Genomic DNA, 24,216 nt, shown 5'->3' with positions numbered 1-24,216 from the left:
CTGGGGGAGACGGGGTTCGGGCCGGCACGAGTGACCGGAGCCCGCTAGACCGCCTTCGCGGCGATGGCGACCAGAGCGTCGACCACCTCCGGCAGCGGGCGGGTCGTGTCGATCTCGTGGGTGGCCGACTGCCGCAGCAGCGGTTCGATCTCTGCGATGTCGGCCAGGATCCGGGCGCGCTCGTCGGCACTCTTGCCGTACGGATTGTTGGTCCGGCGTCGCAGCCGATCCAACACGACATCGGTTGGGGCGGTGAGGAGTACGACCGCATCGAACCGGCCGTAGAAGCGCCACTGGTTGGCCACGGTGCCCTGCACGAACAAGGGCCCGTCGCGCGGTTGCTGCAGCAGCTCGTCGATGAGAGGTTCGCGCCAGAGCGGCTCGCCGTCGACGACGTCGATCCACTCCCCGTCGTCGGTATCGACTGTGGCGTAACCCCGTTCGGCGAGGCCGGCCAGCGTCGTCGACTTGCCGACTCCGGACATGCCGGTCACGAGAACCGTGGCGTGGCCACTCATACCGACCGATTCAACCAGCCCGCGCACCGAAATGCGGTGGCGTGCATGACGAAAACCCTGAGGGCAGCAGGGCTAGGCGCCGGCCTGGCCGGCCTGCTCGACCGACATCTCGTGAGCCAGCAGCTCGGCGAACGTGAAAGTGCCTGTGGGACGGTCGTTCTTACCCAGCAGGTACAGCCGCTTCACGGCGGCCAGGATGCCTTCGGCGATGGAGTCGCGGTGGCCGGGGGAGGTGAGCAGCTCCCGGTCGTGCGGGTTGCTCACGTAGCCGATGTCGACCTGCACCGTGGGCATCCGGGTGAGCCGCAGCAGGTCCCAGGTGCGGCCGTGGGTGCGGCAGTCACGTAAACCGCTGCGCGCCACGACTTCCCGCTGTATGAAGTCGGCGAGGTTGCGGCCGATGGTGGACACCGAACCGTGCGAGTTGCCGAAGTAGAACGAGGCGACGCCGTTGGCTGCCGGGCTGGGCAGGCTGGCGCACCGCAGGCTGATCATCAGATCGGCACCGACCGCGTTGGCCGTTGCGGCCCGCTCGGCGTCGGCCGGGCTGCCGCTGACAGGGCGCGACAGGAACGTGTCCATGCCGATGGCCGTCATGCGGCCTTCCAGCCGGCTGGCGAGGTCCCACAGGACGTCGGCTTCACTGACCGGGCCGGACGGGCTGGTCATGATGAGCCCGCGGTCGTCGCCGCCGCGGCCCGGATCGATGATGATCCGCTTTCCGGTCAGACGGGGGCCACTGCGCCGGACGAGTTCCTCTTCGCGGATGGCGTGCGGCGAACCGCCGGTGACCCGCGAACCCAGGAAGTACAGCGAGCGCAACGTCTCCGGACCGCAGATGCCGTCGGGGAACATGCCGTACTCGCGCTGGTACGACATCAGGCCGTTGTGGGTCTGCAAGCCGAAATGACCATCGACGAGACCGGTGTAGAAGCCGAGATCCTGCAGCCGGGCCTGCAGGGTGGCGACGTCGTCGCCGTACATCGGGGCACCGAACTGGTGCGAGAGCGTGCGCGCCCCCAGGCGGTACGAGGCCTCTTTCAGCGCGCGGTACGTCGCTTCGCCGACCATGCCGTCGACGAGCAGGCCACGCTGCTGCTGGAAGGCACGCACGGCCTGGTCGAGTTCCTCGTCGAAGAGGTCGAGCGCGACGTGCTTGCCGGTGGTGAGATCCGCGTCGGGACTGTCCAGCAGCCCCAGGGCGGCCAGTGCGGCCCGAATCTCGGTGACCGAACCTCCCCGGTCACCGCGACGCAGTATCGACATTCCTGGCCTTTCAATCACGGACGCCAGGCGGGCGGACAGCTGCGCACTGGCGGGACGCCTGGACCCATTGTCGCAGACGCTCCTCAGGATTCCGCAACTTCACAGGCAGCAGCGGTGCGCCCCGCCGAAACCGGCGGGTGCGCAGCCGCTGATGGGATCAGAGTTCGTCGGCGATTTCGCGCAGCAGGGCGGCCTTGCCCTTGGCGCCGACGATGCGCTTCACCGGCTCGCCGTCCTTGAACAGGATCAGGGTCGGGATCGAGACGACGTTGAAGCTACGGGCGGTCTCGGGGTTGGCGTCGACGTCGAGCTTGGCGATCGTCAGCTCCCCGGCCTTCTCGCCGGCCAGTTCCTCGAGCACCGGGGCGATCATCTTGCACGGTCCGCACCAGGTCGCCCAGAAGTCGACCAGCACCGGGGTGCCGCTCTTGATGACGTCGCTGTCGAACGAACCGTCGGTGACGGTCAGCGTTGCGCTGCCCTCGCTCATGTACTGCTCCTCTCGGGTGAACTCTGTGGGGGAAGGACGATCAGCCGTGGTGCTCGGCGAGCCAGCGCTCGGCGTCGATGGCCGCCGCGCAGCCGCTGCCGGCCGCGGTGATGGCCTGCCGGTAGGTGTGGTCGACCAGATCGCCCGCGGCGAACACGCCGTCCAGCGACGTGCTGGTGGTGCGGCCCTTGACCTGAACGTAGCCCTCGTCGTCGAGGTCGACGAGGCCGCGCACCAGCTCCGACCGCGGGTCGTGGCCGATAGCGACGAACACGCCGGTGACCGGGAGCTTGCTCTCCTCGCCGGTGACGGTGTTGCGCAGCAGCAGCCCGCTGACCTTCGAATCACCTTCCACCGCAACAACTTCGGTGTTGGTGACGAAGGTGATCTTCTCGTTGGCCTGCGCGCGCTCCAGCATGATCCGCGAGGCGCGGAACTCGTCGCGGCGGTGAATCAGCGTCACCGAGCGGGCGAAGCGCGTCAGGAACGTCGCCTCCTCCATGGCGGAGTCGCCGCCGCCGATGACGGCGATGTCCTGATCGCGGAAGAAGAAACCGTCACAGGTGGCGCACGTGCTGACACCCTGGCCGATCAGCTCCTGCTCGCCCGGCACGCCGAGGTGGCGGGCGGCGGCGCCCATCGCGAGGATGACGGCGCGGGCCTGATGGGTCTCGCCGTCGACCGTGACGGTCTTGACGGGTCCGTCGAGGGACACCGCCTCGACGTCCTCCATGCGCAGGTCGGCGCCGAACCGCAGCGCCTGCTCGCGCATCTCCTCCATGAGCTCGGGGCCGGTGATGCCCTCCTTGAAGCCCGGGTAGTTCTCCACCTCAGTGGTGGTCATCAACGCACCACCGAACTGGACACCTTCGAAAACCAGCGGCTTGAGCTGGGCGCGGGCCGTGTACACCGCAGCGGTGTAGCCGGCCGGCCCGGAGCCGATGATGATCACGTCGTGCACGGTGTCTTGGGTGGTCATGGCCGCCTTTCATCTGGCTCTGGTCAGGCTCATACCTGGTCGGCCTGCTGCCAGAGTCGGTACGCCTATAACACCAGGGTAAGTGCCGGTGTTCCCGGCCGTTTGGCGGGCTCCGGGGCGGTCAGCGGCGCGATTGCGCCGGCGGGCCCGGAGCGTCGGGAATGACGGCGTCGGCGGCCAGGCCGGCGTCGCTCGAATTGCAGCCCGGAGACACCACCAGGGCCATCAGAGCGCCGTCGTCGGCTTTCGGGAGCAGCAGGAGCACTTGGGCACGGTCGTGCATCGTCAGGGTGGCCGCGCCGAGGACCGCGGTGGTGGGCGAGTAGCCGAGCCCCGTCAGGCAGGACCGCAGGCGATCCGGTGCGGCGAGCGCGCCCAACTCGGGTGGCCGGCTCCGCAGGTCCAGGATCTGCCGGTCCGGCCACGGCATCCCGGCCTGGCGCTGCACCGTCAGTGACGCCGCCCTGGGACCGGCGGAGACGCGGGCCGGCTCGTCGGGTCCGCCGAACACCACGACGGCGCCGATGCCGACGGCGAGCAGCCCAGCGACGGCCGCGGCGACGACGGCGGGACGTGCCGTGCGCGCGCCGTGGCCGGCGGGCCGACCGGGGACGACGGTGTGGCGCGGCTTCGAGCCGGGGTCGCGCAGGGCCGAGCCGATGCGGGCGGTCGCGTCTGCGGGCAGGTCGGTGGCGGTGGGGTCGTCCGCCAGGTCGTGGACGTCGCGCCGGACCTGTTCGAGTGCGGCGTACCGACGGGCGAGCGCCGGATCGTCGCGGATGCGGCGGCGCAGTCGGGCCGCGGTGGCGTCGTCGAGCAGTCCGGCCTGCAGGTCGGCCAGGAGCTCGAGGGAGACGGACTGATCGGCCTGTTCGTCGTCCACCTGCCGAAGCCTAATCCGGTCGCCGCAGAGACCCGCGGTACACCGTCGCCGGTGATCGGGGCGAAAACGTCACGTGACCGGCACCCGTCAGTCGGCGAGGTGGGCGAGCGACTGCGCGAGTTTCGCGCGCGCCCGCGAGCAGCGGCTCTTCACGGTGCCCTCCGCGATACCCAGCATCGCCGCGGTCTCGGCGACCGAGTAGCCCTGCATGTCGACGGCGACCACCGCCGCCCGCTGTTCGACCGGCAGCCGCAGCAGCGCCCGTTCGATGACGATGGTGGTCTCGATCCGGTGCGCGGGGTCCGCGGTTCGGCAGGTGGCGTCGCTGAGCTCTTCGGCACGGTGAAACTTGTTGTGCCGCAACCGGTCCAGGCACGAGTTCACGACAATGCGGCACAGCCAGCTGCGCACCGAACTGTCGTGCCGGAACCGCGGCGCGTGCCGGTGGGCCTTGAACAGCGCGTCCTGCAGGGCGTCCAGCGCATCCTGCGGGTCGTGGCTCGTCAGGCGGGCGAGCCGGTACAGCTGGTGCCGGTGTCGGTAGAACAGTTCCTCGAACGCGTACCGCTCACCGGCGATGTGCGCCGCGAGCAACTCTGCGTCTGATGCGTCCGACTGTGGCGCCCCGAAACTCCCCACTTCCGAACCATAAATCGGGTCCGGGAACGCACCCGACGCGAATTGACCGGAACCGTCCCGACCTGCACAGATGGCCCGTGGACCCTGTGGATAACTTACGCGGCAGCCTTCACGACCACGTTGGAGATGTCGGTCTTGCTCTTGCCGTCGACGGTCCCCAGCGTGGAGATCCAGATCAGCAGATGCTGCGTCGGCTGCGCGTTGCTGATCGTGATCGTGTTGGAGCCGGTCTTCATGGTCGCCGGTTGCGTCAGCACGGTCGTGGCGTCCAGTGAGGACGGGTTGGCGGTTTGCGCCGACCGGATCTGGATCGCGGTGCCGGTGCTGGTCAGGTTCAGGCTGACCGACGCGACCGTGGTCGCCTGGGGCAGGTTCAGCATGAGGCCGACGCCGCTCTTGAACCCGGGGAACGGCGTGGGATCGGTGTAGACGTCCGTCGACCATGCGTCACCGGGCGCGCCGGTGATGGCCTTGCCGGCGGTTTCGGGGGAGTCCGCGCCGCCGCCGGGCGAAAAGACCGTCACACCAACGGGTTTCACCACATTGCCGGGGGTCGGGGCACCGCTCGTGGTGGGGCGCTGGCTGTTGAGGCCGAGCTGCTGCTTGTCCAGGCCGCCGCCGACGTCGCCGAAGATGCCCTTGAGCACCGACGCCAGCACCAGCAGTGCCACGAGCAGGATGGCTCCACCGACACCCACCCCGATGAGCAGTGCCTTGCGCCGCTTGGCGGCCGCTTCGAGTTCCGCCGCGTCCTCGGACTCGGGGCCCTGCGAGCTGTCGACGGGCTCGAGCAGCTCGGTGGTGTCGGCGACGGTGGTGGCCTGCTGGAGCAGATTCAACAGCGTTGGGGCCGAACGGATTCCGCCGCCTTCCTGCACGGCCCGGGCGGCCGCGGCGGAGATTTGGAACGGGATGGTCGGGTCGATGGCGCGGGGTTCGACGGGCTGGCCCGCGCTGTTCTGCGTCGCGGGCAGCATGCCGCTGAGCGCACCGCCCTCGGGCAGCGGCCACCGGTTGACCAGCAGCGCGTACAGCGTGGCACCGACGCCGCGGATGTCGTCCTCGGGGGTGGCCGACGGCAGCGTGCCGGGGAAGGCGAGCACCACGTCGCCCTCGATGCTGACCCGGATCCGGCCGGGGTGGTCGACCGACAGCGCGACGCCGGCGCGGTGCGCGGATTCGGCCGTCGAAGCCAGGGACTGGATGGCGCGGGCGCCGCCCATCGGGGACGGTTCCGTCGCGGCCACCTCGGCGAGCGAACCGCCGCGGATCCATTCGCTGACCACCAGACCACCGTGGCCGAGCCGGGTGACGTCCAGGATGCGGGCCAGGCCGGGGCCTTCGATGTGGCTCAGTTTGCTTGTCCGGGTGAGGATTTCCTGGACCATCGACTCCGGCAGCTCGCCGTCGGGGTCGACGAACGTCAGCGCGACCTGGCGATCGAGCGCGATGTCGAGGGCGTGCCAGAACTGCAGATCCGGGGGACCGCCGTGGAAGACGAGCAGCCGGTAGCGGCCGTCGGCGACGACTGCGCCGGCCCGTAACGCGACGTCGTCGCCGCCGGACGTATCCGGGATGTGGGCGGATCCCTGCTCCGCAGGTGCGTCGGTCACCGCAAATCCTTTCCGAAGCCCGCCCGTGGTACCACTGTCCCGGCTTGCCCCGCCAGTGGCGGACGCGCCGGGCCGCGGTGGTACCGGTGATGAATTGCCGTGTCCAGGGTACGGGACCGAGGTCCGTCGGGAGCCCGGTACAGCCGAGCTGACCTGGACAGCGGGGGTCGGTGCCGGTGTGCCGCGACCCAGCCGGAGTTTCACGAAAGCCACTGCGGCCAGGGCATCGGGCACCTTGGCGGCCACGAGGACGGCCACGATCACCGGGAGCATGATCAGGCCGAGCAGAACCAGCCGCAGCAACGATCCGCCGGCGCCGCCGTGCTCGGTCAGCCGGTCGAACCCCAGCAGGCGGTCGGCGACATAGGCCAGCAATCCCGAACCGAGGGAGGCGCAGATGGTCACGAGGATGGTCCGGATAACCGGCAGCTCGATCATCCGGCCGCGCGGTGGCCGCAACGCCGACCGCAGCAGCACATAGCCGACCGTCGCGCCGGCCAGGAAGCCCAGCCCGTTGGCGAGGCCCAGGTAGCCGGCCACGAGTTCGCGATCGTCGGTCAGGTGGGGCGCGATGAGCGAGCCGACGATCTTCACCACGGTGATCACGACGATCAGGACGATCGGGATCCACGGTTGTTCGCGGGCGTAGAACACCCGAAGTTCCAGCAGCACCATCGAATACGGGATCAGGGTGAACGCCGACAGCGTGATGGCCATGCCGAGATAGCCGGCGTCGGTGGCGCCGAAGTTGCCGTACGCGAACAGAGCACTGCCGATGGCGGGGCCGGCGACGGTCATGAATGCGACGATCGGGATCAGCGTCACCATGGTCAGCCGGGTGGCCAGCGAGAAGTCGGCGAGCACGGCGGGGTTGTCGTTCGCGGCGGCGTTGCGCGACAGCCGGGGCATGACCACGGTCAGTACCGTGACGCCGATCATGCCGAACGGCAGCTGCAGCAGCAGCCAGGCGTAGTTGTAGATCGCGGGACCGGATGCGGCTGCGTGGCTGGCGATCTCGTTGCCGACGATCAGGCCGATCTGGCTGATCAGGACGTACAGCATCATCGCGACGGCCATGGTGCCGAACTTCTTGAGCCGGTCGTCGATGCCCCACAGCGGACGCAGGTCGACGCGGTGCCGCTGCAGGGAGTACAGCAGGACGGCGGCCTGCGCCACGACGCCGAGGGTGGTGCCGATGCCGAGCACGAGCAGTTTGGCGTTGCCCATCTCGACCGGATCGATCGAGAGTTCGCCCGGCACAAGCACATACACGCAGAGCGTGATGATCGCCACCACGTTGTTGAGCACCGGCGCCCACGCCGGCGGCCCGAACACGTTGCGGTTGTTCAGGATTGCCATGTAGACCGACGTCAACCCGTAGAAGATGATCTGCGGCAGCAGCAGATACGCGAAGGCGGTGGTGAGCGGCTCGTTGACCTGCGGGTCGCTGCCGAGCATCAGCCGCACCAGCAGCGGTGCCGCCGCGACCGACAGCACCGTCGTCAGCAGCAGCAGCGCGGTGGCGAGCGTGACCAGCCGGCGCACGAACGCGGCGCCACCGTCGGGGTCGTCGCGTTCGGCCCGGGCGAGCACCGGCACGAAGATCGCGGTGAAGGTCGCTTCGAGAACCAGGGCGGCCACCATGTTCGGCAGCTGGTTGGCGACGGTGAACGAACTCGACAGGGCCGCACCGAGAATCGCGGCGAGCAGCACGATCCGCAGAAATCCGGTGATGCGGCTGACCAGGGTCGCCAGCGCCATGCCCCAGGACCGGGAGACGACGGCGGCGTCGGACAGTTCGGCCCGCCGGGGCGGTGCCGTCGTCGCGGGGTTCGAGAGCAGTGGGGCGCCCTGTGCCGGTTGATTCGCTCGGCGAGCCTCGCTCATGAGTCCTCCGGGGCGTGGGCGATGGCGGTGTCGAGCGGATCGGGCCGGATGGGCCGGGTGTGGTGCGGGCGGTCCAGATCGGCACGGTCGGGCTGACCGCGGAACCGGTGCCACAGCCGTCGGCCGGCCAGCAGGAACAGGACCGCGCCGGCGGACAGCGTGATGAAGAACAGCACCTTGCCGTACGCGTTGGAGTGCACCGACAACCGCACCGGTTCCCCGAGCGTCAGCCCGTTTGCGGTGCGCAGGGCGACATCGACCGCGACGCGCTGGGTGAAGTGCACCTCGATCGGCACCCGCAGCGGTAGGTAACCCGGCGGCAGTTCGATCTCACCCATGTCGGTCACGGTCATGCCGGGTGGCGCGTCGATGACCAGCCGCACCCGGATCGGCACGGGCAGGTCGTTGCGCAGGGCCAGGGGGAGGGGACTGCGCTCGGTGGCCAGCGTGTACGAACCGCCGGGGTTGACGACGGTCACGCCGTGGAACAGGTCGGTCATGGTGCGCTGCGTGGTGGTGATGCGCTGTTGGGCCAGGGCCTCGCGGACACTCGGCGGCACCGACTGGGTCAGCGCCCGCAGCATGTCCTCCCGCAGCGGCGCCGTGTACTGATCGCCGGTCAGTCCCGTCTGGGTGTTGACGGTCAGGGCGGCGGTCAGGCCCCAGATGCGCTCCATGGTGGTCGAGATCTGACTGGTGATGCCGTCGCCGTAGCGGGCCTTGGGGTTGCCGGTGCCGTTGTCCGGCGGGGTGGCCGACGGCGTCGGCGGCAGTGCCTGCGCGTCGGCGATCACCGCGGGCATCGGGCGGGCGACGGCCAGCCCGGAATGTACGGCCGTGGCCACCGACGTCAGGATCGCCTGGGCATCGTCGGGTGTCACGTCCCACGCCAGCGGCGGCATCAGGATCTGGTTGCGCGGTTGTGCGTCGGGTTGCAGGCCACGCCACAGCACCGAGGCGATGGCGTCCTGTCGGCGTGCCACCGGGGAGTCGTGGTTGAGCGGCACATGCAGCGAGGTGTCCAGGTACCCGGGCGAGATCGGGGTCCGGCCGGCGCCGGCCAGGGCCGCGGCGACGCATGGGTCGAACGGCGCCACGGTGACCTTGTCGCTGTAGCGGCGGGGCGCGGTGTCGGCGGGATTCGCGGCCTCGTCGGCGGTGATGGGGGCGGCCGCGATAGCGACGGTCGGTTCGGGCTGCGCGGACAGCAGCCGCACCGCCGGGCCGGTGAGCGGCCCGTCACCCACGACGGTGGCGCCGCGCAGGGACTGGACGCCGAGCAGTTGGTTGACGATCGGTCCCGCGTCGGTGGTCGCGGTGGCGCTCAGCACGCCGTCGCCGACGCGTTGCAGCGCCCGCAGGTCGGCCTGGGCGTACACGGTCGGGGTGACGCACACCCGCTGGGCCAGCTCGCGCAGCCGGTTCAGCCATTCGGTCGCGGCCTGCTGTCCGGTGCCGGGGTGGGTGGGCGAGTTCAGACCGGCCGCCGGGTCGTCGGACACGACGTAGCCGCCGCTCATCGCGTTGACGGTGATCAGCAGGTCGGGGTCGACGGCCAGACACATCGCGCCGCGCATGAGGCCGCCGGGATCCACCTGGTCGTTGGTGGCGAAGTCCGCCGCGGCCAGCAGGGTGTCCAGGCGGCCGCCGTTGGCCAGGGAGGCCGCGAGATCGTCGTCGGCGAGGCGTGCCGGTTCGGTGCGTCCGGGGACGCCGGCCGCCAGGTGTGGACGGTCGGCCAGTGGCCACAGCAGCGTCAGCGCGACGGGGTGCGCCGTGTCGGGTGGCACGACGGCGTCGATCGGCTGCTGACCACCGCTGCCGCCGGCGGTGGCCGGGGTGGCGGGCACGCCGAGTACCGGCAGCAGGAAGCGGGCGTCGTCCAGCCGCGCGGCCGACCCGTAGTCGGGCGTCCCGTTGACGTTGACCAGCAGGGGGTACACGCCCGGACGGTCGATGCCGATGGCGGGATGGTCGGTCGAGCGCACCGGGTACGCGAGCCGGAACGGCACGCTCTGCCCGCGCGCGAGGTCCTGCGACACCGTGGTGAAGTCGCCGACGGCCGAGAAGTCCACAGGTTCGCCGGCCAGGGTCGTCCGCAGCGCGGACGACGACGTCACCGCGGCCGCATGCTCGAGCCGCACCATGACGTCGTGCACCGGCCGGTCACCGACATTGGTGACGGTGCCGGTGACGGTCACCACCGGCTCACTGGTGGTGGTGACGACGTCGGGGGTGACGTGGTCGATGCGCAGCTGCAGGAACGTCGTCCCGCCGGGTTCCCCGGCCGACGAAAGTGGCGTCACCGGGGCGGTGAGCAGTAGCAGCAGGACGGTGACAGCGAGGACGCGCAGGAGTGCTGTCGTGGCCGGCCCCGACAGCACTCGGCTGACGCTCACGTCCCGGGTCCGCAGCCGTTCGCGCGGCGGCCGGGCTGGGTATGGGCGGAGTCGTCGGTGCGATGGTTCCGCGTACGGGAATGGGTCTGTGGCCGGCGGCGCGGCGCGGTGCGCGGCAGCGGCGGCAGGGCGCCCGGACCATCGGTGTGCAGTTTGTCGATGAGTTCGCCGGCCACCTCGGCGAGCTTGCGCTCGTCGGCGTAGGCGAGGCGGGACGGCAGCTCCCGCAGCGGCACCCACGCCACTTCGGTGACCTCGACGTCGTCGTCGGAGAGTTCGCCGCCCAGGAATCGCATCAGGTAATGGTGCACTGTCTTGTGCACGCGCCGGCCCTCGGTCACGAACCAGTAGTCGATGCTGCCGAGCGCGGCCAGCACACTGCCCTGCAGTCCCGTCTCCTCGGCGACCTCACGGATGGCGGTCTGTTCGGCCGTCTCGCCGAGTTCGATGTGCCCCTTGGGCAGTGACCACAGCATGCGGCCGCGGCGGTCGATGCGGCCGATGAGCGCGGCCTTCTGGGTGTCTTTGGGGCCGTCGAGCCCGTCGATCACCAGCCCGCCGGCCGAGGTCTCGTGGACGGTGCGCAGCCGGTCGTTGTTCGACTTGCGGGCAGCCGGGGTGGTGGGAGCGGCGGCCGGAGCCGCTTGAGTGGTGTTGTTGCGCGGGGGCGCCGCCGAATCGGTGTCGGTGGCCTGGGTGCTGTCGCTGGGCGGACCTGCCGAGCGTCGACCGCGACGTCGCCCGCGGCGTCGTCGTGGTTTGGCACGCTCGCCTTCCGACACCCAAGCGATAGTAGCTGCTCAGGTTGGGCGCTCTGTCCCCACTCGCCGGTCAGTGGCCCAGTTGTGACCGTGCCGCGATGGTCGGTACCAAACCGCGGGGTGGGCGCATTAGGCTCATCGGACGTGTCGAACGAAGCTAGCGCCGAGGTCGGGTCGGAGCGGAGCCCCAAGAGCGTGCCGTGCGACCCGTCAACTTTGCTGACCGCTGCCGCGGTCGCGCTGAACAAGCATGCGGGTTTGCTCGTAGACCTGGGCCGGGTGTTCGCGGCGGCGGGTCATGACCTGTATCTGGTGGGTGGCAGTGTGCGCGATGCGCTGCTGGGCCGCGAGCTGAACGACCTGGACTTCACCACCGACGCCCGACCGGCCGAGTTGCAGAAGATGCTGCGCGGCTGGGCAGAAGCGTTGTGGGACACCGGGATCGAGTTCGGGACCATCGGGGCGGCCAAGTACGGCCAGCGCATCGAGATCACCACGTTCCGCGCCGACAGCTACGACCAGGTGTCCCGCAACCCCGAGGTGGTGTTCGGCGACCGGCTCGAGGACGACCTGGTGCGCCGGGACTTCACCGTGAACGCGATGGCGGTCCGGATCAACCCGGACCTGCCCGGTGGCATCGGTGAGTTCCACGATCCGCTGGGCGGGCTGACCGCGCTCGCCGACCGGGTGCTCGACACCCCGTCGGCGCCGCAGGTGTCGTTCGGTGACGATCCGCTGCGGATGTTGCGGGCCGCCCGCTTCGTCTCACAGCTGGGGTTCGCGGTGGCGCCCCGGGTTCTCGAGGCCCTCATCGAGATGGCGCCGCAGCTCGGCCGGATCACCGCCGAGCGCGTGGCCGCGGAGCTGGACAAGCTGATGCTGGGCGCCGACCCCATGGCCGGCGTGGATCTCATGGTGCAGACCGGGCTGGGTGACGTCGTGCTGCCCGAGGTCGGCGCCATGCGGATGGCGATCGACGAACATCACCAGCACAAGGACGTCTACCACCACTCGCTGACGGTGCTGCGGCAGGCGATCGACCTCGAGGACGAGGGCCCGGATCTGGTCCTCCGCTGGGCCGCGCTGCTGCACGACATCGGCAAGCCCGACACCCGCCGCCACGAGCCCGACGGCGGCGTCAGCTTCCACCACCACGAGGTGGTCGGCGCCAAGATGACGCGCAAGCGCATGCGCGCCCTGAAGTACTCGAAGCAGATGGTCGACGACGTGTCGCAGCTGGTGTACCTGCACCTGCGGTTCCACGGCTACGCCGACGACAAGGGCACCGGCATGTGGACCGACTCGGCGGTGCGGCGGTATGTCACCGACGCCGGGCCCCTGCTGAGCCGGCTGCACAAGCTGGTGCGCGCCGACTGCACCACCCGCAACCGCCGGCGCGCGGCGCGGTTGCAGGCCAACTACGACGGTCTCGAGCGGCGCATCGAGGAGCTGGCCGCGCAGGAGGATCTGGCGCGGGTGCGCCCGGACCTGGACGGCAACGAGATCATGACGCTGCTGGGCATCCCGGCCGGGCCGCAGGTCGGCGAGGCGTGGCGGTTCCTCAAGGAGCTCCGGCTGGACCGTGGGCCGCTGTCGCACGACGAGGCCGTCGCCGAATTGCAGAAATGGTGGAACGCCAGAGGCTGATCAGCCGTCCATTCAGGTATGGACTATTGCCTGAGTGACGGGGACGGGTCGGCGTCGTGGTGGCCGGGGGAGCCGGCGGTGGATGCCGACGGTGACGGCACGCTGGACGGTGTGCGGCTCGATGTGGACGGCGACGGATTGTTCGACGACGCGCTCGCCGACTTCGACGGGGACGGCCGTGCCGACCATGCCGTGGTCGATGTTGAGGGTGCTCGGCACACGTTCACCGATGACGGCTCGGGCACCTGGGCGGTGGGCTCGGGGCTGCGGTGGTTCGGGCTCGACGGCACCGAGCAGAGCGGGGGAGCGGTCGTCGACTTCGACGGCGACGGCGCGGCCGATGACCGGCTGATCGACACCGATGGCAACGGACTCGCCGACCGGGTGCTGGCCGGGCCGGTGGCCTACGCGGACACCGACGGCGACGGGCGGTGGGATGTGCGGCTGTCCGACTCTGATGGTGACGGCACCGCCGACTCGGCCGGACCGGCGGGCGGTTAGTCCCGGCCCGCCCCGGGCGGTCCGGCGAAGGCCTGCGCGATGGTCAACCATTTCTGGGCGTCGTCGCCGACGGCCTTGACGTCGAGTTCGCGCAGCGGCCGCCGCTGGGTGACCAGCAGACAGAAGTCCTCGGCCGAGCCGGTGACCCGCTGCGCGGCGTCGTCCGGACCCCAGGTCCACACGGACCCGTCGGGCGCGGCAAGTTCCACGTGAAACACGTCGGCCGGCGGCGTGAGCTCGTGCAGCGTGAACGCGAAATCCCTTGTCCGGACCCCGATGTGCGCGATCGACTTGAGCCGGACCGTCGGCTCGCGCCGGACACCGAGCGCGTCGGCGACGTCCGCGCCGTGCGCCCAGGTCTCCATCAGCCGGGCGCTCGCCATGGATGCGGCGCTCATCGGCGGGCCGAACCACGGCAGCTTGCGGCCGTCGGCGACACCCTCCAGCGCGTCGTGCAGCGTGTTCCGGGTGGCGCGCCACTGTGCCAGCATCTCCGCCGGCGGTGTCTGCGCGAGTTCTTCGGCCGCCACGTCGACGAAGCCGAGCGGGTTCTTCCACGCCTCGGCGAGCGTCGCGGCGAAGGCCTCCTCGTCGGTCACCGCGAGCACCGACACCTTGTCGGTCCACCACAGATGCGCGATCTGATGGGCGATCGTCCAGCCCTCGGCCGGCGTCGCAGTGGCCCATCCGGCGGCGGGCAGCTCGGCGACCAGCCGGTCCAGGTCGTCACTCTCGGCACGCAGATCGGCGATCACACCGGCAGCAGCATTGGGGGCCATGGCAGCACCCTAGACGGTACCGCTGGTTCTGCTGCGGGCATGTGCCGGTGACGGTTCGTCGGCCGGCGGCGGATGCGGCCCGGCAAAACAGCATTCGCACAGTGACCACAGAGGAACTTCTCAGTTTCGGGAACTTTTTGGAGTTCCGCCGCGACTATCCGAGCCGAAAGGTACTGGCGTCGAGGCGGTTTACCGAACACCTCGACGTGCAGGCAGGAATCGATGTGCAGGAGTGTGATGAAGCGATCGACCGGGCTGGCAAAGCAGGCCAGGGTGGCCGTCGGTGGTTGTCTGGCGGCGGTGTGCTTTTTTGCCGCCGCGCCCATGGGTCTGGCCGGTGCGCATCCCGGACATGACCACGGTGGTTCGAGCGACAGCGGTGGTTCGTCGGACAGCGGGGGTGCCGGCGGGTCGGCGAAAGGCGGCGGTGGTGGCAAGAACAACCGCTCCCGATCCCTGTGTCCGGGGGGCGTACCGCGACCGACGTCCAACGTCTGTTCGTCGGCAGGTCGCTGAGTAGCGCTCCTGCGCCAACGCGATGCCCGTGCCCGGTAGCGGCGTCACCGGCACGTATTCCCTTGATTCCACACGGATTTCGCCATGCCGTCGATGTAGTAGAGAAAGGCAGAACAATGTCAGTAGTCAGCCGCGGTGCCTCAGTGCCGGGTCTTGTCGGCGCCACCTTGGTCGGAGCGTTACTGGTGGTCGGCTCCCCGGCCGCGGGCTCGGCCGGCGCCCACGGTTACAGCACCGAATCCGGCGATGCGGTTGGCCGACCGGGTCTGAAGAATCCGGCCCCCGAATTGCGGGTGGTACAGGCGGTGGGAGACCGGGTCTTCAACCAGAGCACGCCGGCGAACCGGGCCCTCGACAACTCAGCGATGGGGACGTACTACCACGACCGCGTCGGGACGCCGAACTACGAGACGCCGACCCACGGCAGCAATGGCGACTATCAAACGTTGCTGAACAGCCCCAAGGTGTTCGGCGGGACCCCGGGGAAGCTGTACGACTTCGCCCAGGCCAACGGGGCGAACCTGCCGGATGAGGCGGACATGGACGCGTCGGTCCTGCGCCGGTTGAGCGGGGCCCCGGCATCGGATCACCACACGCACACGGTGTCGGTCTCAGGGCACACCGCCGCAGCGGCCGTGGCTCCGAGCAAGTGCGGCAAGGCTGTCGGCGGTACGACGATCAGCGCCCAGGGCAGCTGCTAGACGCGCTTGCCCAGCGTCGCGTGCAGGGCCAGGCCCACGAGATAGACCACGGTGCCGGCGGCCATCAGCGCCGACGACTTGCCGTCCGCGGGGATCACCGCCGCCGACGCCGTGATCGCGACGATGAACGCCATCCAGAACAGCGCATCCTGGACCGCGAACACGTGCCCGCGCAGGGCGTCGTCGACGTCGAGCTGCATCGCCGAGTCCGCGCACAGCTTGACCACCTGCCCGGCCGTGCCCAGCACCAGACTGCAGGCGATCAGCACCGGTATCTGCAGGCCGACGCCGGCGAGCTGAACCGCCGCCGCGATGGCGAGGGCCCCGTTCGCGGTCGCGTAGCGACCCCAGCGCCGGACCGCGGCCGGCATGACGACGTTGCCCAGGAACGATCCGAGGCCGGCGGCGGCCACGAACACGACGGTCACCGCGAACCCCGCGACGTGTTCGCCGCCGCCGTGCCGGACGATCACCAGCACCATGAGGGTGTTGATGCCGAACACCATGCGGTGGGCCGCCAGCCCGGTCAGGGTGGCCATCACGGTCGGCACGTTCGCGACCGACCGGAGTCCGTAGACCCAGCCGGTGATGACGGCGTAGGTGACGGAACCGTGGACCGCGCGGGCGCTGTCGTCGGGACCCAGGAGGTGGCGGTGGAAGCGCACCGACAGCCACAGCGCCACGGCGACGGCGACCGCCGCCAACCAGATCACCACGGCCGAGCTGGTGTCGCCCGCACCCAGAAGCCAGCGCGGCAGCAGCATCACATTGGCGCCGGCGAAGGCCGAGACGGCTCCGCACGCGGTGGCCACCGAGTTCATCGACACGACTTGTTCGGTGGGCACGACATGCGGCAGTGCCGCCGAGAGCCCGGAGGAGACGAAGCGGGTGAAGCCGTTGACGATCAACGCGCCGAACAGGATCCGCTGGTCGGTCGCGGCGGTGGCCAGCAGCGCGCCGACGCAGATCATCACCAGCAGCCGGCCGAGGTTGGCGACGATGAGCACCTGCCGGCGGTCCCAGCGGTCGAGCAACGCGCCGGCGAACGGACCCAGCAGTGAGTACGGCAGGTAGAGCGCGGCGAAGGCCCCGGCGATGGCCAGGGGGGTGGCCTGCCGTTCCGGGCTGAACAGCAGTCCGCCCACCAGACCGGCCTGGAAAAGTCCGTCGGCGAACTGGCTGACCGCACGCAGTTCCAGCAGCCGGCGGAAGTCCGGCAGGGCCTGCACCGCATGCAGGACGACGTGGTGGGGACGGCGGTCGGTCACTGGGATATTCGTGTCCTGATTTGAGAGTGCCGGGCGTGATTGAAGCGACCCGCTCCACAGTACAAATATCCCGGCGGGCCGTGTTCGTTGGTCACGGCGACGGCCCTCAAGTGCCATGATGGAGGGCGTGGCGCAGTCAGAGGAACCGGAGGATTTCATTGCCCCTGCCACGCACCGGATTCGGGCGGGGACGCTTCTGCTCGCCAACACCGATTTGCTGGAGCCGACGTTCCGGCGCAGCGTCATCTACATCGTCGAGCACAACTCCGGTGGCACCCTTGGCGTCGTCCTGAACCGGCCCAGCGAGACGGCCGTCTACAACGTGTTGCCGCAGTGGGCGAAGCTCGCGAAGAAACCCAAGTCGATGTTCATCGGCGGTCCGGTGAAACGCGATTCCGCGCTGTGCCTGGCGACCATGAAGGTCGGCGTCGATGCCGCGTCGGTCCCCGGACTGCGGCATGTGCAGGGCCGCATCGCGATGGTGGATCTGGACGCCGACCCCGAGGACATCGAAGGCGCCGTCGAGGGCGTGCGGATCTACGCCGGCTACTCCGGGTGGTCGGTGGGTCAGCTCGACGGTGAGATCGAGCGCGACGACTGGATCGTGCTGTCGGCGCTGCCGTCGGACGTCCTCGTGGAACCGCGGGTGGATCTGTGGTCGCGGGTGCTACGGCGTCAGCCGATGCCCATGGCGATGCTGGCGACGCATCCGATAGATGTGAGCCGGAACTAACCCGGCGAAATCAGCTGCAGGACAGCGTGCAACTGGCGCAGCTGCCGGCACAGCCGTCCCCGGCGGGGGCATTGTCGAGGGCCATCATGGCGACCCCGGCCTTGGCGCCCTGGTAGCAGCCGGCCGCGAAGGTGCCGACGGCCCCGATGACGCAGACCATCAGCACCATCATCCCGGTGCCGCGCGGTGCGACGAGCGCGGCGGCACCACCGGCGGCGAGCATGACGGCCGTCGCGAGCTGGATCGGTGCCACCGAGCGCAGCACGCGCGGCACGGTGTCGGTCGAATGGGGGCGGCGCAGCGACCAGGCGCCGACGCCCGCGGTCACCACGGCCGCGCACAGGCACAGCACCGCGGCGATCAGCATGCGTCTCAGGATAGGGGCGGCCGGGCGGCCGCTCCAAACCGGCGACCGGTCAGCGGCCCAGGCCTGGGATCGACGCGGTTAGCGGCACGGCGCCGGCGGTGTGCGGCAGGACGGCGGCCGGTGCCGGGACCATCGGCGCGGCCGGAGCCGGGGCGGGAGCAGGTGCGGCCGGCGCCGGCACTGCGGCTGGTGCGGGAACGGCGGCCGGTGCACCCGGCGCGCTGACCTTGAACCCGTTGACGATGGCATCGGTGGCGTTGCCGGACGCGACGGTCACCTGGGCACTTGTGGTCACCGACAGGGTGACCAAGTAGCGGTCTGTGCCCGACGTCGCGATGACGTGCCGCCGCGAGGTGTTCAGCGTCATGTTGTTCTCGCGGTAGGTGCCTTCGATGATCGACGACGGCATGCCGTAGAAGTCGGCCATCGAACCGTCGGTCGAGCGCCACGCGACCTGCTGCTGGCTGTCGATGAAGCCGTGGCTGATGGCTTCGCGCGGGTCGAAGTCGCCGACCAGCTTGTAGACCTGCAGCGCGGCGTTCGAGGTGTAGAGGCCGTCGCCACCGACGCGGTCCGCGATGACGGCGAAGGCGTCGGGCACGTTCGGATCGGGCACCGCGGCCCAGCCCGGGGGCACCGGCAGGACGATGTTCAGCGCGGTGAAGCCGGCGGCCGTCTGCCGCTGCATGGCGACGTTGTGGGCGCGGAAGAACTCGGCGATGGTGCCCGAAGCTGCCGGGGCGATGGCGGGTACCGGGGCCGGCGCCGGGGCGATGACCGGCTGCGCCACCGCGGGCTGGGGAAGGGTGGCCGGCTGGGGCACGCCGGCGGGCTGACCGGCGGGGATGAACGCGGGCCCGGCCGGCTGGGCGGCAGCCACCGGCGCCGGCGCGGCCTGCACGGTGACCGTCTGGGTCACCGTGGCGGGAGCCGGGACCACGGGCTGGGGCGGCAGGGGATCGGCGGAGGCGATGTTGCCTGCGAAGCCGACGACGCCCGCCAGGCCCGCGGCGACACCTCCTGCCAGAAGCCGCCAGTGGCGGGCGTTCTCGAACATGTGGCGCCGGTCCTTCCGCTTCACTTCTGTCTCACGCGTTGCACTGGAGCCGACTGTAGGTAGGTGGGCGCAGTGCCCACCAGATCCGGCGCGCACCTGCAACCGTGCTCTGACCGCACTGCAACGGAACCGAGACCAACGCCTATCGGCTGGCGTGATGCAGGTCGCGCCGGGGGTGTTGACTACCCTGTGCACGTGAGCGATTCCCCGAATGCGCAGGCAGGCGTGCGTCCCGAGGCGGCCGTGGCCGTTGACGCCGACAGCCCGCAGCACCGTTACACGGCCGAACTGGCCGGCCGCATCGAGGCCGACTGGCAGCAGGCGTGGACGGACCGCGGCACCTTCAACGTGCCGAACCCCGTCGGCTCGCTCGCGCCCACCGACGGCTCGCCGGTGCCGGCCGACAAGATGTTCGTGCAGGACATGTTCCCGTACCCCTCGGGCGACGGCCTGCACGTCGGGCACCCGCTCGGCTACATCGCGACCGATGTATACGCCCGCTACTTCCGCATGACGGGCCGCAACGTCCTGCACGCCCTGGGCTTCGACGCCTTCGGTCTGCCCGCCGAGCAGTACGCGGTCCAGACGGGCACGCACCCGCGCACCCGGACCGAGGCCAACATCGTCAACTTCCGGCGGCAGCTGGGCCGGCTGGGACTGGGCCACGACTCGCGCCGCAGTTTCGCCACCACCGACACCGACTTCTACAAGTGGACGCAGTGGATCTTCCTGCAGATCTACAACGCCTGGTTCGACGTAGCGCAGCAGAAGGCCCGGCCCATCGCCGAACTGATCGCCGAATTCGATTCCGGGGCACGGACTCTCGACGACGGACGGGACTGGTCCGCGCTGACGGCCGCCGAACGGGCCGAGGTCGTCGACGCGCATCGCCTGGTCTACCGCTCAGACTCGATGGTCAACTGGTGCCCGGGTCTGGGCACCGTGCTGGCCAACGAGGAGGTCACCTCCGACGGCCGCAGCGAACGCGGCAACTTCCCGGTGTTCCGGAAGCGGTTGCGGCAGTGGATGATGCGCATCACCGCGTACTCCGACCGGCTGCTCGAGGACCTGGACGTGCTGGACTGGCCCGACAAGGTCAAGGCCATGCAGCGCAACTGGATCGGCCGGTCCGTCGGTGCCGAGGTGCTGTTCTCCGCCGGGGACGCCGACATCGAGGTCTTCACCACCCGCCCCGACACTCTGTTCGGAGCCACCTATCTGGTGCTGGCCCCCGAGCATGACCTGGTGGATTCGCTGCTGACCGGTTCGTGGCCCGCCGGCGTCGACGAGCGGTGGACCTACGGTGCGGCCACGCCGGCCGAGGCGGTCGCCGCCTACCGCGCCGCCATCGCCGCGAAGTCCGACCTGGAGCGCCAGGAGAACAAGACCAAGACCGGTGTCTTCACCGGCGCCTACGCCACCAATCCGGTGAACGGACAGCAGGTTCCGATCTTCATTGCCGACTACGTGCTGGCCGGCTACGGCACCGGCGCCATCATGGCGGTGCCCGGCCACGACCAGCGTGACTGGGAGTTCGCGACGGCGTTCGGTCTGCCCATCGTGGAAGTCATTGCCGGTGGCGATCTTTCGGAGTCGGCGTACACGGGCGACGGCGCGCTGGTGAACTCCGGCTACCTCGACGGGCTGAACGTCGTCGACGCCAAGGCCGCCGTGACCGAGAAACTGGTCGCGGACGGCCGCGGCCAGGCCCGCGTCGAATTCAAGCTGCGGGACTGGCTTTTCGCGCGCCAGCGGTACTGGGGCGAGCCGTTCCCGATCGTCTACGACGCCGACGGCCAGGCCCACCCGCTGCCGGATTCAGCGCTGCCCGTGGAACTTCCGGACGTGCCCGACTACTCGCCGGTGCTGTTCGACCCGGACAACGCCGACAGCGAGCCGTCGCCGCCGCTGAACAAGGCCACCGAGTGGGTGCACGTCGACCTCGATCTCGGTGACGGGCTCAAGTCCTACACCCGCGACACCAACGTCATGCCGCAGTGGGCCGGCAGCTCCTGGTACGAGCTGCGCTACGCCGACCCGCACAACTCGGAAGCGTTCTGCGCCAAGGAGAACGAGGCCTACTGGATGGGCCCGCGGCCCGAGATCCACGGCGCCGGCGATCCGGGTGGCGTCGACCTCTACGTCGGCGGCGTCGAGCATGCGGTGCTGCACCTGCTGTACTCGCGGTTCTGGCACAAGGTGCTGTTCGACCTCGGCCACGTGTCGTCGCGCGAGCCGTACCGCCGCCTGGTGAACCAGGGCTACATCCAGGCGTTCGCCTACACCGACGCCCGCGGTAGCTACGTGCCGGCGGCGGAAGTCGTTGAACGCGAAGGCAAGTTCTTCTGGACCGGCCCGGACGGCGAGATCGAGGTCAACCAGGAGTTCGGCAAGATCGGCAAGAGCCTGAAGAACTCCGTCTCGCCCGACGAGATCTGCGAGGAATACGGCGCCGACACCCTGCGCGTCTACGAGATGTCGATGGGCCCGCTGGAGGCGTCGCGGCCGTGGGCGACCAAGGACGTCGTCGGCGCGCACCGGTTCCTGCAGCGCGTGTGGCGCGTCGTCGTCGACGAAACCACGGGTGAGCCAAGGGTTTCCGACGATGCGGTGTCCGAGGAGACGCTCAAGCAGCTGCACAAGACCATCGCCGGCGTGAACGAGGACTACGCGGCGCTGCGCAACAACACCGCGGCCGCCAAGCTCATCGAGTACACCAACCACCTCACCAAGGAGGGCGTGACCGCGCGCGCCGCGGTCGAGCCGCTGGTGCTGATGGTCGCGCCGCTGGCGCCGCACCTGGCCGAGGAGTTGTGGCGCCGTCTGGGCAGCGAGAAGTCGCTCGCCCACGGCCCGTTCCCGGTCGCCGACGAGCGCTACCTGGTCGACGACACCGTCGAGTACCCCGTCCAGGTCAACGGCAAGGTGCGCGGCAAGATCGTCGTCGCCGCCGATGCCGACAAGGCCACGCTGGAAGCCGCGGCCCTCGCCGACGAGAAGGTGCAGGCCTTCCTGGCCGGGGCCACACCCAAGAAGGTCATCGTGGTGCCCGGCCGACTGGTCAACATCGTCGCCTGACCTGGGATTTGTGCACGATTTTCCGCGCCGACCGCGGAAAATCGTGCACAAATCCCTCGGGAATCAGCGGGGGCGGATGATCACCTCGTGCTGGTGGGCGTCGTCGGGGGTCGCCACGACCTGGGCGATCACCTGGGCGACGGTCGAGGGCTTGAGGAAGCGCTCCGGCTTGTATTCGCCGCCTTCATAGGCCACCAGGTTCCACTGCATGTCGGTGTCGATCCGGCCGGGGTAGACCGTCGTCACCCGCAGTGCCGGTTCGTCGGCGCGAAGGGCATCGGCGAAGCCCCGCAGCGCGAACTTGCTGGCCGTGTACGACGCCAGCCCGGGGGACGGGCTGCGGCCGGCACCGGAGTTGACGAAGATCACCTGACCCCGGGCCGCCCGCAGGGCCGGCAGCAGCGGCAGGGTAAGCCCCACGGCGCCAAGCACATTGACTTCCATGGTGGCCCGCCACTCCTCGATGGAGGATTCGCCCACCCGGCCCGGGTATGCCACGCCGGCATTGTGGATCAGTACGTCGAGTTCCACGATCGGCTCGACCGTCGCCTCGACGCCCTCGTAGTCGGTGAGGTCCATGGGCCACGTCGTCGCGCCCAGTCGCTCGGCCACGGCGTCGAGTTCGGCCGTCGGCCGGCCGGCCAGGAACAGCGTGTGGGTCGGCGCGAGGGCTTCGGCGATGGCCATTCCGAGGCCCCGGGACGCGCCGGTGATCATTGCGGTCGGCATGGCGTGAGCCTACCGATCAGCGAATCCCCGGGCGGCGACGCACAATAGACAGCGATGCCACCCGACCACAGCTTCGCGCCCACCCAGCTCTCGGCCCGCGCCGCCTACCTGCTGCGCGGTAATGACCTGGGCGTCATGACGACGGCCGCGCCGTTGCTGTATCCGCACATGTGGAGCTGGGATGCCGCGTTCGTATCGATCGGCCTGGCGTCGCTGACGGTCGAGCGTGCCGTGGTCGAGCTGGATACGCTCCTGTCGGCGCAGTGGGCCAACGGCATGATCCCGCACATCGTGTTCGCCAACGGCGTCGACGGCTATTTCCCGGGGCCGGCCCGGTGGGAGACCTCGAGCCTGGCCGTCAACGCGCCGCGCAACCGGGACACCTCCGGTATCACCCAGCCGCCAGTGCATGCCATTGCGGTGCAACGGATTCTGGACCACGCCCGCACCCGCGGGCGCTCGACCCGGGTGGTCGCCGAGGCCTTCCTGGACCGCCGGTGGGACGACCTGGTGCGCTGGCACCGCTGGCTGGCCGAGGCCCGCGACCCCCAGGAGCACGGCCGGGTGACGCTGTACCACGGCTGGGAGTCCGGCATGGACAACTCACCGCGGTGGGACAGCGCGTACGCCAACGTGGTTCCGGGTGCGGTGCCCGAGTACCAGCGCGAGGACAACGCGATCATCACCGACACCAGCCAGCGGCCGTCCGATGTCGAGTACGACCGCTACCTGTGGCTGCTGGAGGAGATGAAGTCCGTCCGGTACGACGATGCGCTGCTGCCGAAGGTGCTGAGCTTCCAGGTCGAGGACGTGTTCGTCTCGGCCATCCTGTCGGTGGCGTGCACGGTCCTGGCCGAGATCGGCGAAGACTACAAGCGGCCCAATTCAGATGTGCGCGAACTCTATTCGTGGGCCGAGCGGTTCCGGCAAGGCGTGGTGGCGACCACCGACGAGCGCACCGGCGCGGCGCGGGACTTCGATCTGCGGGCCGGCAAGTGGATTCCGAGTGAGACCGTGGCGCAGTTCGCGCCGCTGCTCTGCGGCGGTCTGCCGCACGACCGCGAACGGGCGCTGCTGCGCCTGCTGGAGGGACCGCGGTTCTGCGCCCACCCGGACCTCAAGTACCCGCTGATCCCGTCGACGTCACCGGTGTCCCGTGACTTCCGGCCGCGCGAATACTGGCGCGGCCCGGTGTGGCCGGTGATGACGTGGTTGTTCTCGTGGTGTTTCGCCCGCCGCGGCTGGTCCGAGCGCGCGTCGATTCTGCGCCGGGAAGGCTTGCGGCAGGCCAGCGACGGCACATTCGCCGAATACTACGAACCCTTCACCGGGGAACCGCTCGGCAGCATGCAGCAGTCGTGGACCGCCGCTGCCGTACTCGACTGGCTGGGCTGACCCGACAGAC

At 69.9% G+C, this 24,216-nt stretch carries 20 protein-coding genes; 6 read left to right on the top strand and 14 right to left on the bottom strand.

Annotation, left to right across the window (positions count from 1 at the left end; translation table 11 throughout):
• Positions 1–44: 44 nt before the first annotated feature.
• The 9 genes from ACJEIK_RS29380 to ACJEIK_RS29340 all read right to left on the bottom strand — a co-directional run bounded on the left by ACJEIK_RS29380 (position 45) and on the right by ACJEIK_RS29340 (position 11,456).
• Positions 45–518, bottom strand: a complete 474-nt coding sequence (locus ACJEIK_RS29380; protein WP_406774430.1) for an AAA family ATPase — start codon at positions 516–518, stop codon at positions 45–47.
• A gap of 72 nt (positions 519–590) precedes the next feature.
• Complete coding sequence (locus ACJEIK_RS29375; RefSeq protein WP_212807799.1) at positions 591–1,784, bottom strand: N-acetylmuramoyl-L-alanine amidase; 1,194 nt, start codon at positions 1,782–1,784, stop codon at positions 591–593.
• Between the two features lie 157 nt (positions 1,785–1,941).
• Positions 1,942–2,274 (bottom strand): thioredoxin, encoded by a 333-nt coding sequence (gene trxA, locus ACJEIK_RS29370; protein ID WP_020099879.1) that lies wholly within the window; start codon positions 2,272–2,274, stop codon positions 1,942–1,944.
• A 40-nt stretch (positions 2,275–2,314) separates the two neighbouring features.
• Positions 2,315–3,253 (bottom strand): thioredoxin-disulfide reductase, encoded by a 939-nt coding sequence (trxB, locus tag ACJEIK_RS29365; protein WP_212807798.1) that lies wholly within the window; start codon positions 3,251–3,253, stop codon positions 2,315–2,317.
• Positions 3,254–3,374: 121 nt separating this feature from the next.
• The gene (locus tag ACJEIK_RS29360; protein WP_406774431.1) at positions 3,375–4,136 is read right to left on the bottom strand and encodes a hypothetical protein; all 762 of its coding nucleotides are present in this window, start codon (positions 4,134–4,136) and stop codon (positions 3,375–3,377) included.
• Between the two features lie 87 nt (positions 4,137–4,223).
• Positions 4,224–4,775 (bottom strand): RNA polymerase sigma factor SigM, encoded by a 552-nt coding sequence (sigM, locus tag ACJEIK_RS29355; RefSeq protein WP_212807796.1) that lies wholly within the window; start codon positions 4,773–4,775, stop codon positions 4,224–4,226.
• 95 nt (positions 4,776–4,870) lie between these two features.
• Positions 4,871–8,275, bottom strand: coding sequence for a murein biosynthesis integral membrane protein MurJ (murJ, locus tag ACJEIK_RS29350; RefSeq protein ID WP_409430809.1), 3,405 nt, complete (start codon positions 8,273–8,275; stop codon positions 4,871–4,873).
• Positions 8,272–10,674, bottom strand: a complete 2,403-nt coding sequence (locus ACJEIK_RS29345) for a hypothetical protein (protein WP_234880831.1) — start codon at positions 10,672–10,674, stop codon at positions 8,272–8,274. The genes murJ and ACJEIK_RS29345 overlap by 4 nt, the downstream gene beginning before the upstream one ends.
• Complete coding sequence (locus ACJEIK_RS29340; RefSeq protein WP_061006399.1) at positions 10,671–11,456, bottom strand: NUDIX hydrolase; 786 nt, start codon at positions 11,454–11,456, stop codon at positions 10,671–10,673. The genes ACJEIK_RS29345 and ACJEIK_RS29340 overlap by 4 nt, the downstream gene beginning before the upstream one ends.
• A 174-nt stretch (positions 11,457–11,630) precedes the next feature.
• On the opposite strand from ACJEIK_RS29340, the gene ACJEIK_RS29335 reads away from it, so the two are divergent.
• Entirely contained in the window at positions 11,631–13,082 is a 1,452-nt protein-coding gene (locus tag ACJEIK_RS29335; RefSeq protein ID WP_064857471.1) for a CCA tRNA nucleotidyltransferase, read from the top strand.
• Between the two features lie 18 nt (positions 13,083–13,100).
• Positions 13,101–13,583 carry a hypothetical protein gene (locus ACJEIK_RS29330; protein WP_061006400.1) on the top strand — a complete coding sequence of 161 codons (483 nt, stop codon included), beginning with the start codon at positions 13,101–13,103 and terminating at the stop codon, positions 13,581–13,583.
• On the opposite strand, the gene ACJEIK_RS29325 is transcribed toward ACJEIK_RS29330, so the two are convergent.
• Positions 13,580–14,362 carry a TIGR03084 family metal-binding protein gene (locus ACJEIK_RS29325; RefSeq protein ID WP_138251317.1) on the bottom strand — a complete coding sequence of 261 codons (783 nt, stop codon included), beginning with the start codon at positions 14,360–14,362 and terminating at the stop codon, positions 13,580–13,582. The two genes, ACJEIK_RS29330 and ACJEIK_RS29325, sit on opposite strands and share 4 nt — an antisense overlap.
• Before the next feature lie 632 nt (positions 14,363–14,994).
• On the opposite strand from ACJEIK_RS29325, the gene ACJEIK_RS29320 reads away from it, so the two are divergent.
• On the top strand, positions 14,995–15,579 hold the full coding sequence (locus ACJEIK_RS29320) for a hypothetical protein (RefSeq protein ID WP_409430808.1): 585 nt from the start codon (positions 14,995–14,997) through the stop codon (positions 15,577–15,579).
• On the opposite strand, the gene ACJEIK_RS29315 is transcribed toward ACJEIK_RS29320, so the two are convergent.
• Complete coding sequence (locus ACJEIK_RS29315) at positions 15,576–16,847, bottom strand: MFS transporter (protein WP_267324387.1); 1,272 nt, start codon at positions 16,845–16,847, stop codon at positions 15,576–15,578. The genes ACJEIK_RS29320 and ACJEIK_RS29315 overlap by 4 nt on opposite strands.
• Positions 16,848–16,965: 118 nt before the next feature.
• Here ACJEIK_RS29315 and ACJEIK_RS29310 point away from each other — a divergent pair, with 118 nt between their 5' ends.
• On the top strand, positions 16,966–17,580 hold the full coding sequence (locus ACJEIK_RS29310) for a YqgE/AlgH family protein (protein ID WP_205848911.1): 615 nt from the start codon (positions 16,966–16,968) through the stop codon (positions 17,578–17,580).
• 10 nt (positions 17,581–17,590) lie between these two features.
• Here ACJEIK_RS29310 and ACJEIK_RS29305 read toward each other — a convergent pair whose 3' ends face one another.
• Both ACJEIK_RS29305 and ACJEIK_RS29300 read right to left on the bottom strand, forming a co-directional pair.
• A complete protein-coding gene (locus ACJEIK_RS29305; protein ID WP_133428083.1) occupies positions 17,591–17,947 on the bottom strand; it encodes a hypothetical protein in 357 nt (118 codons plus the stop codon).
• A 49-nt stretch (positions 17,948–17,996) separates the two neighbouring features.
• Positions 17,997–19,004: an LpqN/LpqT family lipoprotein gene (locus tag ACJEIK_RS29300; protein WP_409430807.1), complete on the bottom strand. Its 1,008-nt coding sequence runs from the start codon at positions 19,002–19,004 to the stop codon at positions 17,997–17,999.
• A 195-nt stretch (positions 19,005–19,199) separates the two neighbouring features.
• On the opposite strand from ACJEIK_RS29300, the gene leuS reads away from it, so the two are divergent.
• On the top strand, positions 19,200–22,082 hold the full coding sequence (leuS, locus tag ACJEIK_RS29295) for a leucine--tRNA ligase (protein ID WP_409430806.1): 2,883 nt from the start codon (positions 19,200–19,202) through the stop codon (positions 22,080–22,082).
• Positions 22,083–22,145: 63 nt separating this feature from the next.
• Here leuS and ACJEIK_RS29290 read toward each other — a convergent pair whose 3' ends face one another.
• Positions 22,146–22,811 (bottom strand): SDR family oxidoreductase, encoded by a 666-nt coding sequence (locus tag ACJEIK_RS29290; protein WP_138251313.1) that lies wholly within the window; start codon positions 22,809–22,811, stop codon positions 22,146–22,148.
• A gap of 54 nt (positions 22,812–22,865) precedes the next feature.
• Here ACJEIK_RS29290 and ACJEIK_RS29285 point away from each other — a divergent pair, with 54 nt between their 5' ends.
• The gene (locus ACJEIK_RS29285; protein ID WP_061006195.1) at positions 22,866–24,206 is read left to right on the top strand and encodes an amylo-alpha-1,6-glucosidase; all 1,341 of its coding nucleotides are present in this window, start codon (positions 22,866–22,868) and stop codon (positions 24,204–24,206) included.
• Positions 24,207–24,216 lie beyond the last annotated feature (10 nt).

This window comes from Mycobacterium sp. SMC-16 (genome assembly GCF_046250085.1).
Lineage (GTDB): Bacteria > Actinomycetota > Actinomycetes > Mycobacteriales > Mycobacteriaceae > Mycobacterium > Mycobacterium phocaicum.
This window is presented reverse-complemented; position numbering and strand designations above follow the sequence as displayed.

What these genes read in the sequence shown, in the direction of transcription:
- ACJEIK_RS29310 (WP_205848911.1), top strand. Translation starts at nt 16,966, where the DNA reads ATGGAGGGCGTGGCGCAGTCAGAGGAACCGGAGGATTTCATTGCCCCT.
- ACJEIK_RS29305 (WP_133428083.1), bottom strand. Translation starts at nt 17,947, where the DNA reads ATGCTGATCGCCGCGGTGCTGTGCCTGTGCGCGGCCGTGGTGACCGCG.
- murJ (WP_409430809.1), bottom strand. Translation starts at nt 8,275, where the DNA reads ATGAGCGAGGCTCGCCGAGCGAATCAACCGGCACAGGGCGCCCCACTG.
- ACJEIK_RS29285 (WP_061006195.1), top strand. Translation starts at nt 22,866, where the DNA reads ATGCCACCCGACCACAGCTTCGCGCCCACCCAGCTCTCGGCCCGCGCC.
- ACJEIK_RS29300 (WP_409430807.1), bottom strand. Translation starts at nt 19,004, where the DNA reads ATGTTCGAGAACGCCCGCCACTGGCGGCTTCTGGCAGGAGGTGTCGCC.
- trxB (WP_212807798.1), bottom strand. Translation starts at nt 3,253, where the DNA reads ATGACCACCCAAGACACCGTGCACGACGTGATCATCATCGGCTCCGGG.
- ACJEIK_RS29375 (WP_212807799.1), bottom strand. Translation starts at nt 1,784, where the DNA reads ATGTCGATACTGCGTCGCGGTGACCGGGGAGGTTCGGTCACCGAGATT.
- trxA (WP_020099879.1), bottom strand. Translation starts at nt 2,274, where the DNA reads ATGAGCGAGGGCAGCGCAACGCTGACCGTCACCGACGGTTCGTTCGAC.
- ACJEIK_RS29380 (WP_406774430.1), bottom strand. Translation starts at nt 518, where the DNA reads ATGAGTGGCCACGCCACGGTTCTCGTGACCGGCATGTCCGGAGTCGGC.
- ACJEIK_RS29320 (WP_409430808.1), top strand. Translation starts at nt 14,995, where the DNA reads ATGTCAGTAGTCAGCCGCGGTGCCTCAGTGCCGGGTCTTGTCGGCGCC.
- ACJEIK_RS29290 (WP_138251313.1), bottom strand. Translation starts at nt 22,811, where the DNA reads ATGCCGACCGCAATGATCACCGGCGCGTCCCGGGGCCTCGGAATGGCC.
- ACJEIK_RS29330 (WP_061006400.1), top strand. Translation starts at nt 13,101, where the DNA reads ATGGACTATTGCCTGAGTGACGGGGACGGGTCGGCGTCGTGGTGGCCG.
- ACJEIK_RS29325 (WP_138251317.1), bottom strand. Translation starts at nt 14,362, where the DNA reads ATGGCCCCCAATGCTGCTGCCGGTGTGATCGCCGATCTGCGTGCCGAG.